Genomic DNA, 15,081 nt, shown 5'->3' with positions numbered 1-15,081 from the left:
ATAATACAGCACAGTGCAGCATAGATACCAGTATGGTACAGGTTGCAGATAAAAATGTTAAAGGGTATCCTTACAACATTATAAAACCAATAAATCTCTTTTTTTGACTAAAAAAATAATTAATGTTCCAGCCACAGGAGCTTTTTTCTAATTGCTTGTAATCAAGTGCTCAAGGGCTTCCTTACCAATCACAACTATGTATAATTTAAGATCACTCATTTTTTTATTGTTATTTGCTTTTCTATGTGTTCAACAGGTTAATGGGCAAAACACAACGGGTTCGTTAGGGCTCCCGAATAGGGCTTCCAGTTTTCAAAAGTTGGAAACTAAGTTTGTCCATATTCCGGATTCTGTACAAACCAGCGTTTACTGGTATTGGATCTCGGGCAATATATCAAAGGAAGGAGTGGTAAAGGACCTGGAAGCTATGAAGAAGGTAGGCATCAACCGGGCCTTTATTGGTAATATCGGGCTGGATGATGTGCCATATGGCAAGGTTAAAATGTTTACTGATGAGTGGTGGGACATATTACATGCAGCCCTGAAAGCGGCTACGCGGCTCAATATCCAGATCGGCATCTTCAACGGGCCGGGCTGGAGCCAGTCTGGCGGCCCATGGATTAAAGCGGGACAGTCCATGCGTTATATTACCTCGTCGCAGGTAATGGTGAAGGGGCCAATGGCTTTTAGCGAACCGTTGGATAAGCCGCAGGCAGATTTTCAGGACGTAAAGGTTTTGGCCTATCCCGTGGCTGCTGATTATGATAAAGATATCAGCGCGTTAAAGCCAGAGCTCTCATCGGAGCCGGCAATAGATTCTCTCAGCAATTTAATGGATCATGACACTAAAACGGGCATCCATTTAAAAGGAGGGCAGCCCTTTACGCTGAATATTGATACCAAAACGCCCTACACGGTGCGCAGTGTGGTTATTACTGCAACCAACCAGGCAGTACGCCTGGAGGGCGAGATACAAGCCAAAGTAAATGATGCCTATGTTACAATTAAGCACTTTGTTATTGACCGTAGCAACCCGGCGCTTAACACGGGCTTTATACCCTTTGGCCCCGCAGCCTTTTCAATACCTGCGACAATTTCAAACAACTTTAGACTGGTATTTACAGGTGTATCGCCCAACTCAGATTTAGCCGAAATTAAGTTATCGGCTACACCCATGGTTGAAAATTATATAGAGAAAACGCTGGCGAAAATGTGGCCTACGCCACACCCATTTTGGGAGGCTTACCAATGGGTACCACAGCCTGTGGAAAAATCTGCCTATATAATTGATCCCGCAAAGGTTATCGACCTGTCAAAATACATGACCGCTGATGGTACCCTGACATGGAATGTGCCCGCCGGCAACTGGATCATTGAGCGTAGCGGCATGGCGCCCACCAATGTAACCAATTCACCCGCACCGCCTGAAGGGCGCGGCATGGAGGTTGACAAGATGAGCAAAGAACACGTTGCCGAGCACTTTAATGCTTTTCTGGGCGAGATCATGAAACGGATCCCGGCTGAGGACCGCAAAACCTGGAAAGTAACTGTTGAAGACAGCTATGAAACAGGCAGCCAAAACTGGACTGATAGCCTGATCCCGGAGTTTGAACAAACTTATCATTATGATCCTACGCCCTATATCCCGGTATTACAGGGGAAAGTTGTGGGCAGTGAAGATATGTCTGACCGTTTTCTGTGGGATTTAAGGCGGCTTATTGCCGATGATGTATCCTTTAAATATGTTGGTGGTTTAAGGGATATCAGCCACAAGTACGGCCTCACTACCTGGCTCGAAAACTATGGACACTGGGGGTATCCGGGTGAGTTTTTGCAATATGGCGGGCAGTCGGATGAAGTAGGTGGTGAGTTCTGGAGTGAGGGTGACCTGGGCGATATTGAGAACCGCGCGGCATCATCATCGGCGCATATCTATGGAAAAACCAAAGTTTCGGCGGAGTCATTTACCGCAGCAGGCAGTCCTTTTTACCGTTATCCGGCCATGTTCAAAAAGCGAGGTGACCGATTCTTTACCGAGGGCATTAACAATACCCTGCTGCACGTGTATATTTCACAACCGGACAGCCTCAAGCTTCCCGGCATGAGCGCCTGGTTCGGTGTAGAGTTTAACAGATTGAATACCTGGTTCTTTGATATGGATATACTGCTTAAATACATCAAGCGTTGCAACATGATGTTGCAGCAGGGCCACTATGTAGCCGATGCAGCTTATTTTATAGGTGAGGACGCACCAAAAATGACCGGCGTAACCGATCCGGCGCTTCCGCAAGGTTATTCATACGATTATATCAATGGCGATGTAATTAAACAGCGACTATCAGTTAGTAATGGTAAGCTGGTGTTACCAAACGGCATCAGCTATAGCATACTGGTGTTACCTAAGCTGGAAACTATTCGCCCTGAACTGTTATCAAAAATAAAGGAACTGGTGCAGCAGGGAGCAGTAGTATTAGGCCCTAAACCACTTCGTTCGCCAAGCCTGGCAAATTATCCGGAGGCTGATCAGCAGGTTAAAAGAATGGCAGATGAGCTTTGGGGTAAAGTTGATGGAACAATGGTAAAAGTTAATCATTACGGCAAGGGTTTAGTGATTAGCGGCATGGATATGCAGCAGGCTTTTGATATGATAAAAGTGGTCCCTGATTTAAAGATCACTAAAAGCGATTCGATCCTGTTTATACACAGGCAATTGCCGGATGGCTCAGTTTATTTTGTATCGAACCAAAAAAACAAAACGGTTAATATATCAACCGCGTTCCGTATAAATGGTAAAAGCCCTGAATTATGGAATGCGATTGATGGCAGTACCCGCGATTTACCGGCATATCACCAAAATGGCGTCACCACATCAATACCCATGCAACTGGCTCCTTTTGAAAGCGCATTCGTAGTATTCAGAAAAAATACAACTAATACCGGTGATACCACTAAATCAAACTACGCGGCAGTTAAAAAAACAATCTCCATAAACCAACCATGGACAGTCGATTTTGACCATGCAATGCGCGGCCCTGCAAAACCGGTTATATTTAATACGTTGACAGACTGGACGCAAAATACCAATGACAGCATTAAATATTATGCAGGAACAGCCTATTACCACAATACTTTTAAGGTAGATAAAACAGCAAAAGGTGCCCGGTATATTATTGATTTGGGTGTTGCCCGTGCCATTGCCAAAGTAACCGTTAACGGTATAGAAATGGGGGGTGCCTGGACACCGCCATACCAGGTTGATATTACCAAAGCTCTTAAACCAGGCATAAATAAACTGGATATAAAAGTAGTGAATACATGGCTTAACCGGCTGATTGGTGATAGCGCTATACCGGCTGCACAAAGACAAACTGCAGTTGTCAATTGGATTAATGCACAAACTCAGTTGGAATCATCAGGACTGTTAGGCCCGGTAAAGATTAACATTATAAACTAAAACGGTAACCGTAAGGTGGCTGCTTCATATAAATGGCTTGTACTTAACATCGATGAATATTCGATGTTAAGTACAGCGATTTGATAAACGATCATAATAACCTTGATTTTTGTGGTTATTTAGGATATCACCCCTATTTATTTAGGATTTTACCCCTTATTTTTTAATTGCTTCGTTCATATTTGTTTAAAACCAATATTAAACATTATTAAAGTCTTTGATCAGCAAAGGTCAAACTTATTAACTGGATGAAGAAAATATTAACGATACTGATTTTAGGATGTAATGTACTGTGTGCCTTTAGTAAAACCTATTATGTTGACAGCAAAGCAGGCAGCGATAGTAACAGCGGTCTTAGTAGCGATAAGCCCTGGCAATCGTTAATAAAAGTGAATGAACATGCTTTTACTGCCGGAGATAGCCTCCTGTTTAAGCGCGGCGAAACCTGGGAAGGGCAATTGGCACCAGTTGGTTCAGGTATACCGGGTAAGCCGGTGGTTTTTGGTGCCTATGGGAAAGGTGCTCTGCCTGAAATTAAAGCGGCCGGGCATTTCAGGGATGCCTTGCTCATCAAAAATGTGGAATACCTTGTGGTGGAATACCTGTCATTATCAAACTTTGACAGTAATGTTGCGTCTCAAAAGACAGGTCCAACCGGGGTGCGTATTTTAGCCGAAAATATTGGCACCCTGCATAATATCCGCCTGGCCAACTTACATGTTCACGATGTTAACGGCGACAATAAAAAAGGTTCGGCTGAAGGGTGTGGCATATTTTGGGATTGCGAAGGCCCCATGCGCAGTAATATTGAGCATTTGCTGATTGAAAACTGTACAGTGGAACGTGTTGACCGTAACGGCATCAGGGGTAATGGCACTTTTAGCGTCCGGAGCAACTGGTTCCCCAATAAGGATCTGATCATCCGTAACAGTATATTGAAAGACATTGGCGGCGACGGTATTGTTGTTAAGGCCTTTGATACAGCCTTAATTGAACATAACAAGTTATTCTATATCCGTACCCGGGCCCTTGATAATGCTGTGGCAATATGGCCCCATAGCAGCGACCATGTGTTGATACAGTATAATGAAGTAGCGTATACTAAAAACGAGAACTGGGCCAATGATGGGCAGTCGTTTGATATTGACGGTAACTGTCGCCATACTGTTATCCAATATAACTATAGCCATGATAATGATGGTGGCTTTGCGTTGGTGATATCAGATGTTATTAATAATGACAATGTTAAAACCACTGACAACATTATTCAATACAATTTGAGTGTGAACGATGGATTGAAACGCAAGCGGTTATTCAATTTTGCCGGGATTACGGATAGTACTATCATAAAAGGAAACATATTTTATAATGATTCGGAAAAGCAATATACCACTGAGGTTGCCGACATGGATGGCCGCCCGGTAAACCTTTATTTTGAAGAAAACTATTTTAGTTACCCGGGCAAAACCTTTGGCGTTTTTAGTCAATCGCCCCAAAAATATGCGCAAACGTTTTTTGTAAACAATAGCTTTGTTGGCAGTATTGCCGGCCGGAATAATATCCCTAATATTAAGGATGATGATAAGCCGAAAAGAGAGTTGTCAGGGAAATCTATTACCACATTTCCGTGGAAATATATGCCTGAAAAGTTAAAGAAACAGGCTGTGTTGTTTCCGGAAAGTTTATATCAGTCAATTATCGGGCTGCCTGTTAAATAGGCTTTACAGACCTGATGGGGAGAAGTATCAGCTAATAGATTTAATTTGCCCGTGATTTTCAGGTCAGCCAGGAATTCGTTAATTTTATATTCAGGCCATAAGATGAAACTAGTTGTAGCGATATTCCTGTTTTTTATATTTCTTTCCTTAGCTGCATATAGTCAGAGTATTGTTTTTGAAAACCTTACTGTAGATGATGGCTTATCGCAAAATTCTGTTTTAGCCGTTGCACAGGATAGCCGCGGATTTATGTGGTATGGTACCCAGCATGGCCTTAATAAATACAATACGCTTAGCTTTAAAATCTATAATAACGATCCTGCCGACAGGACAAGTCTTTCGTCGGATTATATTACCTCAATACTGCTGGATTCTCACCAGGTACTTTGGGTGGGTACCCGGAATGGCTTGAACCGTTACAATCCCGAAACTGATAATTTTGAACGGATCAACCTGGGTGGGGCACTAACAAATAACCAGGTAATCAGCTGCATTTACGAAGACCGGGAAAACAACCTGTGGGTATGGTGCACCGAAGGATTAAAACGACTGGAGGACCGGAAAATAAATAAGTTTTCACCTGTACAATTGCCCGACAGTGTTGCCGGCTTGTACGGAAATAATACGCACGTTCTGTACCAGGATCATTTAGGAACTTACTGGCTGGGATCGTCAGCCGGCCTTACACAAATGACCCGGCAGGGGAGAAGCTTTACCTACAAAATGTACCGGCAAAAAGCAGATCAGCCAAATAGCTTAAGCGACAATTATGTTACTGCCGTTAATGAGGACCCCGCCGGGAATTTATGGATAGGCACGTTGCATGGTGGCGTTGACTTGTATAACAGAAGTAATAATACATTTAACCGTTTCTTAAGTAACGCGGGTAGCAATGGACCTATCAACAATAACATCAGAACACTAAGTGTTGATAAAACCGGGAAAATATGGATAGGCACCCAGGCCGGACTAAGTATCCTGGATCCGGTAACGCATCAATTTATTGCTTACAAACATGATCCTGACAATAAGAACAGCCTAAGCCAAAACTCCATTTACAGCACGTTTATTGACCGGGATAATACGATATGGATTGGCACCTATTGGGGAGGCATCAATATGGTGGCTAACCATAATAATACTTTCCTGACTTTTCAAACAGTCCGCTACCATTCTGCCATAAACAACAATGTTATTAGTGCGGTAGCTGAGGATGCACTCCATAACCTTTGGATAGGTACAGAAGGCGGGGGGCTTAATTATTTTAACCGTAAAACAGATGTGGTTAACACTTATCAAAATAAGGTAAACGATGCTTCTTCATTGGGTTCAGATTTGATTAAGGCAGTTTATATTGATAAAGATCAGCATGTTTGGGTTGGTACCCATGGTGGTGGGTTGAATTTATTTAATGCCCCAACCCATAACTTTACTAAGTACTTATACCAGGAGAATGACCCCGTTACCTTAGGGTCTGAAATATTGAGGATATATGAAGATTCAAGGGGTAATTTTTGGATCGGAACTCAAAGTGGGCTGCTGGCTTTCCACAGAAACGACACACAATTAAGGCATACCGGCAGTCCGCTGGAAAGCAGGATCGGGCGTAAATCTGTTTATGGCATATTAGAGGATAAAGACAAAAACCTATGGATAGGTACCAACAAGGGCTTATTTGTGGTATGGTATGCCTCCGGGCAATTACAGCGTTTTAATTCACTGGGCAATCAATTCTTATTATCGGTAAATACATTGTATTTAGATAAAAGGAACCGACTTTGGATAGGCTCTTACTATGGCGGATTGGCGATGTATGATGCAGCGCAAAAAAACTTTGTGGTTTATACTGAAAAGGAAGGACTGGCAAATAACAATGTGCTTGGTATATTAGAAGATGAGGGTAATCTTTGGATAAGTACCAGTAACGGTTTGTCCAAATTTAACATTGCGGCAAAAACCTTTAAAAATTACACTAAAAGTGATGGATTGGGCGCCAATACGTTCAACATCAACTCTTGCTATAAATCAGATGATGGCGAGATGTTTTTTGGCGGATTTAACGGCTTAACAAGTTTCTTTCCTTCGCAAATTAATGATAACAATGTGGCGCCTCCGGTTATCATTACTGCATTAAAGCTATTTAACAAACCCGTACCCATTGAGCAAAGCGGCAAAATATTAACAAAAGACATTAGTTTAACCCATGATATTGTTTTTTCGCATGCGCAAAATATTTTTACCATTGATTTTGCTGCGCTGAATTACATAAAATCCGAAAAGAACAGGTACGCTTACAAATTAGCGAATTTTGATAAAGACTGGATCTATACAGCTATCCCATCCGCGTCATATACTAATGTGCCTCCTGGTGATTATACCTTTTATGCTAAGGGAACCAATAATGACGGCATTTGGGGAAAAGCCGCCATTTTACGTATTAAAATAATGCCGCCATTTTGGGCTACTGTATGGGCTTATGGCCTGTATGTGTTGTTTACAGGTGGTTTAATATTTCTTTTGGCCCGTTTTTTTATTTTAAGGTCGTTGTTAAGGAGAGATCAGGAGTTAACCCAATTAAAGCTGAATTTCTTTACGAACATATCTCATGAGATCCGCACTCACCTTTCTTTAATATTTGGGCCTGTTGAAAAACTAATACTTCAGGGTCAGGCAGATGTTGAAAACGCCAAAGAACTGCAGATCATAAAAAAGAGTTCCAACAGCCTGCTCCAACTCGTTAACGAGCTGATGAATTTCAGAAAAGCGGAAACAGGGAACCTTAGGCTTCATGTGTCGGAGGATAACATTGTTTCGGTGCTGAATGAAATATATAATTCTTTTTATGATACATCCTTATCAAGAAATATCACAACCGAATTCATTACGCCTGTTGAAAATATCCAGCTTTATTTTGACAGGGTGCAATTGGAAAAGGTGTTTTTTAATTTAATTCATAATGCTTTTAAATTCACCTACGATGGCGGCCGCATCAGCATAGTTGTTGAAGAAAATAAAGATACCGTTACAATTACCATAGCTGATAATGGTAAGGGTATCGCCCCTGAAAATCTGGAAAACCTGTTCAAAAATTATTTCCAGGAAAACGATTATGGGAAGCAAAATACCGGTTATGGAATTGGCCTCGCGCTTGCCAAAAGCATCGTAGAGCTCCATAAAGGTTCAATTACTGTTGAAAGCGAAATTTTACCTGATGGCAACAGTACCAGCTTTCAGGTCACCTTAAAAAAAGGAATGGATCATTTTGGGAATAAAGCCTTAATAACATCCGCTGTTATCAGCGATAATCCAGGCCGGTATGAAGAGAAAACAGACAACGACTTTACAACTATTAGTTCAGCAATTGATGATGACCTTACATCTCCGACAGGTAAGGATAAGCTTATTTTGGTGGTTGAGGATAACGCTGATATCCGTTCTTTTATAAATAACTCGCTGAAGGATCATTATAAAGTTATCCAAAGCGTGAACGGACTGGAGGGTTGGGAATCAGCAACGGAATGTATTCCTGATATCATCATCAGCGATGTAATGATGCCTGAAATGGACGGGTTTACCCTTTGTAATAAGTTAAAAACGGATGAAAGAACGAGCCATATACCCGTAATTCTTTTAACGGCTAAAGCAATGAGTTCTAATCATATCAACGGATTAAAAATGGGAGCGGATGTATATCTAACCAAACCATTTAGTGTTGAGGTACTGATGCTGCAGATCAGCAATCTTTTAAAGCTAAGTGAAAAGATCCGTGAAAGTATCAGCCATAAATTTAAAACCGGCGATGGTATTCCAATTTCCTCTCTTTCCCCGTTGCATAATAACGATGAGGTTGAGAAATTATTAAATAAGATTGATAACGAATTTTTAAGCAGGGTAATAAGCATAGTAGAAGAGCATATAGACAGCCTGGAATTTGGGGTGCCGCATTTAGCTAAGGCTGTTGCCATGAGTCAGCCGGTTTTATATAAAAAATTACATATGCTTACCGGGATGCCCGTTAACGATTTTATTAAATCGATAAAAATGAATAACGCGGTGCTGTTACTGCAAAGCAAACGTTACAACATTAATGAAATAGCCTATATGGTAGGCTTCAGCGACCGCAAATATTTCAGCAAAGAATTCAAAAAGAGATTCGGAAAAACGCCAAGCGAATTTTTAGCTTGATCGATCTGCATATTCCCCCACAGAACCGATTTTAAGCTCTTCCAATTCTCATTTTAGCACTACACCCCGGACTAAATATACCGCAGGCTGATTCTGCGTGTCCCAAATCCGGAACTCAATCTCTATCAGGTTTATTTACGGTTAAAATCCACCTGATTTTTTGGCTATTTAGAATATCACCCCTATTTAGATAGGATTTTACCCCTTCATTTCTATGCGCTTGCTTCAAATTTGTTAAAACCAATTATTAAATAATTATGAAAGAGATGCCATTTTATTAGTAGTACAGCTGTGCAATTTTTAGTTTTTCTAAAATTCTTCAGCAGATCTGAAAGCTGCTTTATCAACAAAATTCAAATTATTAACATAAATTAAAAATGGATAAAATTTACTTACATCATTTTTCAGGATCAGGAGTAGTAAAGCATTTGCATAGATACATGTATGCAGTTTTAACATTCCTTTTCCTTTTTGCGGGCACTTCCTATGCCCAGTCGATAAAAATAACCGGAACTGTTAAGGACAGTCAGGGGGAATTGTTACCCAGCGTAAGCGTAAAAATCAAAGGCTCAGCCAACGGTACAGTTACCAATAACAATGGAGCATTCAGCATCAGCGTAGCTGATAAAAACCAGGTACTGGTATTTTCTTATCTGGGTTTTGTAACCCAGGAAAAATCCCTGAACGACGCTACTGTTATTAATGTAGTTTTAGTGGCCCAAAGCGGCAGCCTTAATGAAGTTGTTGTGGTTGGCTACGGTACGCAAAAAAAAGTAAACGTAATTGGGTCGGTAGCTTCAATTGGTGCAAAGGAGCTTCAGGACAGGCCTTTATCTAATGTTTCACAAGCGCTTACCGGTTTAATTCCCGGTGCCTACGTGCACCAGTCATCAGGTCAGCCCGGCTCGGATGGCGCAAGCATACTTATAAGGGGCCAGGGAACCTTAAACAGTACTACACCGCTTTATGTTGTGGATGGTGTATTGACGCCCACTATAAACGATATCAACCCGGTGGATATTGAAAGCGTGTCGGTATTGAAGGACGCTGCATCAGCATCCATCTATGGTTCAAGGGCGGCCAACGGCGTTATTCTGGTTACCACTAAAAAAGGCAGCAAAAGCAAAACTACCATTACTTACAGTGGTATTTTGTCAGAGAGCCATCCTAGTTTTACGCCATCATTTGTAAACGATTACGTTACATTTATGAATTTGGTGAACCAGGGCGCTGCTAATACAGGCAGCTCGCCGGTATATGCGGCTTCTGACATTACTACATGGCAACAAGCAAATGCTAACCCAAATGGGTTGAATGCGATCGGGGTGCCTAATTATGTTGCCTATCCCAATACGGATTGGTCAAAAACGATATTTAAAAACTATTTGGCGCAGGACCATAATATATCGGTAAGCGGCGGGTCGGATAATTCGCAATACCTTTTATCAACAGGTTACCTGCATGAACCGGGTGCTATGCCTAATACAGGTTCCGATGAATATCAATTCAGGATAAACCTGCAATCAAAAGTGACTAAGTTTTTAACGGTCGGCACACAGACTTTCGCGTCTTTTCAAACCTATAAGTTGGGTAATGTTTCAACTGCATTTACTTACTTGAACCAAACTACGCCGGGCGTTTACCCGTATTATAACGGTGAATTTGGCTATCCTTCGGCGCCGGATGAATCCCCAACCGCGAATAACATATTGGCTTATTTGCTGGAGCAGCAAGGCAACAATTCGCAATCAAGGGTTAATACTACATTTTACGCCAATTTTAATATCATCAAGGGTTTAACCTGGGAAAACAAGTTTAATTACCAGGTAGTTTCTCAGGAGGATAACAGCGCCCCGCCGCAATACGGTAAATGGAATTTCGCGACAGGTGTTGAAAGCGCTCCTCCAGGGCCTTTATCTGCGGCAACGTCTTATTATGATTTTAATAAATATTACCAAACAACCTTTAACTCGGTATTAAAGTATAGCAAAACCATTGCAAAAAACCACAACATAGAGGCTCTGGCAGGTTTTGAGCAGTATTATTATAATTTCTACGACTTCAATGCGCTGAGTACCGGCCTTACCGATCCTTCGCTTTATGTATTAAGTTCGGTAACTACTGCCACAACAAACACCGGAACGGAGTATGATTATGGATTAAGGTCATTTTTTGGGCGACTGGATTATAACTATAAACAAAAATACCTGTTTGAAGCCGTGTTCAGAGATGACGGTTCTTCAAAATTCGCACCGAATGACCGCTGGGGCTTTTTCCCTGCATTTGCTGCCGGGTGGCGATTATCTCAGGAGCCGTTTATGCAAAACATAAATAATACGGTCAGCAATTTAAAACTAAAAGCTTCATGGGGCCAAACAGGTAACAACGTGCTAAGTTCAACCGCTTCAGCCGGATTGTACAATTACCAGTCTACCTATGGCACAACTTCTTATGCCTTTAATGGTGCCCAGGTAAATGGTTTAAATATCCAAACCTTTAGCAACCCTGATATCCAATGGGAGAAAACAACCTTAGCCAATATAGGATTAGAAGGCGGATTGTTTAATGAGAAATTAAATGTCGATCTGGATGTATACCGTAAATTAACAAGCGGTATTTTATACGCGCCGCCTATTCCCCTGGCTGCCGGTACAGCCAGCGCCCCGGTTGTTAATATAGGCGATATGGAGAATAAGGGCGTTGAAATATCCTTAAATTTCCATGATCATATCGGAAGCTTTAACTATAGCGTAGCAGGTAATTTCGCTTACAATTTTAACAGGCTTACCAATTATAAAGGATCGCTAAATTCTGATTATTCCAATATTAACCAGGTTGCAAGCATTTCGGGCAATAATGCGGTTGTACAAGGCTATGCCTATAATTCTTTTTATCTATACCAGACCTATAAAGGTTCCGGTACTTACTACAATGCAAACGGAAGTGTAAATAAAAATGGTGGCCCTAAGGATGGGATGATCCGCACACCTGCTGATCTGGCCTGGGTAAAGGCAATGATAGCAGCTGGCTATACATTTAAACCTAATAATACGATCAGTCCGAGCAACCTGTATTATGGCGAATTAATTTTCGCGGATGTTAATAATGATGGCGTTTATGGTGGCACGGGAGATCAAAGATTGTCCTCTAAATCGCCTATACCAAAATACAATGGTGGCCTGCAATTTAATTTCTCGTATAAAGGAGTTGATCTGTCAATGATATGGGCTGGAAGTTTTGGAGCATATAATTATTTGTCGCAGGCGGGATATACCACCTCCTATGTTGGTGCTGGTCACTCCATCAGTTCCCTGATAGCTAATAATCATTATTACTATGATGTAGCCAATCCTTCAGATCCTTTAAATAACATTACTGCCAAATATCCGCGCTTAACCAATAATATTTCTGATCCGCAGGACCTTTCATTACCAAGCAATTTTTACCTGTATAACGCATCATACGTTAAGTTAAAGAATGTGCAGATCGGGTACAGTTTTTCAAACTCAATTGTGAACAAATTAGGGATGAGCAGGCTTCGGGTATTCGTTTCAGCCGACAATCTGTTAACATTTACCAGCTACGTGCCAGGGCTGGATCCTGAGATTGGGGGCGGATTCAGCTATCCAACTTTACGTCAGTATTCCGCAGGTTTAAATGCTACTTTTTAAAATCTTAATGTTATGAAAAAATACACAATCATATTATTAGCGGGGTTGATATTAGCGAGCAGCTGTAAAAAAAATCTGCTTAATTTAACCCCTTATACAGCCGTTTCGTCCTCAACTATGTGGACAAACGATAACCTGACCGACCTGGGTATGGCCGGGGTTTACCAGGCTTTGCGTTTAGGCCAAAATACCGGTGGCGACAGCCAGGAAGAACCGTATATGATGGATCAGCTTGGATTTAGTACCCAGGCCCGGAACCTGACAAATTTACTCAATGGCGCTTCTACTTCAAGTGACGGCATATATGCAGATTTCTGGAAAAACCTGTATGAGGGTATCCAGCGTGCAAATGACGCTATTACCAATATTCCTTTAAAATCACCATCGGTAGCTGCCAAAAAAGCAAGATATGTGGCTGAAGCTAAATTTTTAAGGGCTTATTTCTATATGAAGTTAAACCAACTTTATAAAGGAGTACCTATTTATTTAACTTATACCGAACCCAGTCAGGCTACCAAACCGCGAAGCACAGAACTGGAAGTTTGGAACCAGGTAGTTGCTGATTTAACAGATGCGATAAATGAGCCAAATTTACCGGCCATATATAAGGCCGGTGATGCCAATTACGGGCATGCAACCAAAGGCGCTGCTTATGCATTACGTGGCAAAGCCTATTTGTATACGCAGCAATACGCCCTGGCTGCTGCTGATTTTCAGCAAGTGCAAAATGCGGGTTATGCGTTATTTCCGAGTTATTATACTTTGTTTAAACAAGCCAATGAACAAAGCAGCGAAATGATTTTTGCCATTCAAAATATAGCAGTGGTTGGCAATGGCGGTACAATGCAGTTTTTTTGTGGCAACCGCTCTTCGTATGGTTCATGCTGGGATGATTACCTGGTACCACCAAATGAAGTTGATCTGTACCAAAACCTGGATGGCTCGACGTTTAACTGGGATGATGTTATTCCGGGCTATAATGAACTTACACCAGCCCAAAGGGAAGTTTACTTTTTACGGGATAACTTAACAGCAACAGAAATTGCAGCAGCATCGGCAAGGGGTGCTGAAATGAGCTTGTATTTACCTGTCGGCAACGAGGCCAGAATTGCGCAGGCCTATGCCAACCGGGATCCGCGATTAGCTCTTAGCGTAATTACACCTTATTCAACTTATAATGGTGTTTTTGGTGCTGCCAATGCAACAGTTACCTGGCGCTGGCCTTATCGTGCGGCTGCAGCCCTTAATGGCGACCTGCAGACAGATATGACAGGTACACCGGTTTATCTTCACCGTAAATTTGTTGCCGAAGGCAATGCCGAAATACCAGCAACAGGCGGCAGGAACGCACAACCGATAAATTTCCCATTGATCCGATATGCCGATGTGCTGCTGATGTGGGCAGAGGCGTTAAATGAGGAGGGCCAAACAGATGCCGCAGTTCCACTTGTAAATTTAGTACGGGCCAGGGCGGGCGTAGCCTTGCTTAATTCAAACGCGGCCACTACTGTTAACGGGCAGGCTGATCTAAGACTGCGTATCAGGAATGAGCGCAGGGTTGAATTTATCAATGAAGGGATCAATTACTATGATGAGCTAAGATGGGGTACCATATACAACCAGGTTTATGCCAATAATAATGGGATAAAAAAGCCATGGGGCAGTATTATATCTCCATTCACCTGGCAATTTGGTTCAAGCACCACCTATGTTTGGCCCATACCTCTGGCGGAACTTCAACGTAACCCTAACTTAAAACAAACACCCGGGTACGGATGGTAATAATCCGGAGAGGGTTACAGAAATCAGGATAATAATAATTGAGGTGTTTTAGTTTAGTTGTTTTAGCGTATCACAAAGTGTCCTGCCGGTATTAGGCAGGTACTTTTGTGATTTTTAGCAGGCTTTACTTTTGAATTAAATTTACGGTGCTAAGATTTTATACCAGCACATTCTTCTTACTGACGATTGCCCTAAATAATAATGTAAAATTGCGCTGTCTGAACCCTATAAATAATATCCTCCAACAATGTAAATAACCGGGTTATCCCCT

General features: G+C 41.8%; 5 protein-coding genes. All 5 read left to right on the top strand.

The genetic code is table 11. The annotated features are described in order from the left end of the window. The first annotated feature begins 319 nt into the window (after positions 1–319). The 5 genes from BLU33_RS12690 to BLU33_RS12670 all read left to right on the top strand — a co-directional run bounded on the left by BLU33_RS12690 (position 320) and on the right by BLU33_RS12670 (position 14,810). Positions 320–3,454, top strand: a complete 3,135-nt coding sequence (locus tag BLU33_RS12690; protein WP_232009261.1) for a glycosyl hydrolase — start codon at positions 320–322, stop codon at positions 3,452–3,454. Positions 3,455–3,702: 248 nt separating this feature from the next. Continuing rightward, positions 3,703–5,172 (top strand): right-handed parallel beta-helix repeat-containing protein, encoded by a 1,470-nt coding sequence (locus BLU33_RS12685; protein WP_091373234.1) that lies wholly within the window; start codon positions 3,703–3,705, stop codon positions 5,170–5,172. Between the two features lie 102 nt (positions 5,173–5,274). Continuing rightward, the gene (locus tag BLU33_RS12680; RefSeq protein WP_091373230.1) at positions 5,275–9,357 is read left to right on the top strand and encodes a hybrid sensor histidine kinase/response regulator transcription factor; all 4,083 of its coding nucleotides are present in this window, start codon (positions 5,275–5,277) and stop codon (positions 9,355–9,357) included. 377 nt (positions 9,358–9,734) lie between these two features. After that, on the top strand, positions 9,735–13,028 hold the full coding sequence (locus BLU33_RS12675) for a SusC/RagA family TonB-linked outer membrane protein (RefSeq protein ID WP_091373228.1): 3,294 nt from the start codon (positions 9,735–9,737) through the stop codon (positions 13,026–13,028). A 12-nt stretch (positions 13,029–13,040) separates the two neighbouring features. Then, the gene (locus BLU33_RS12670) at positions 13,041–14,810 is read left to right on the top strand and encodes a RagB/SusD family nutrient uptake outer membrane protein (protein WP_091373225.1); all 1,770 of its coding nucleotides are present in this window, start codon (positions 13,041–13,043) and stop codon (positions 14,808–14,810) included. Positions 14,811–15,081 lie beyond the last annotated feature (271 nt).

Origin of the sequence: Mucilaginibacter mallensis, from assembly GCF_900105165.1 — a bacterium.
GTDB lineage: Bacteria > Bacteroidota > Bacteroidia > Sphingobacteriales > Sphingobacteriaceae > Mucilaginibacter > Mucilaginibacter mallensis.
Note: the sequence above shows the minus strand (reverse complement) of the source record. Positions and strands in the feature narration are given on the sequence as shown.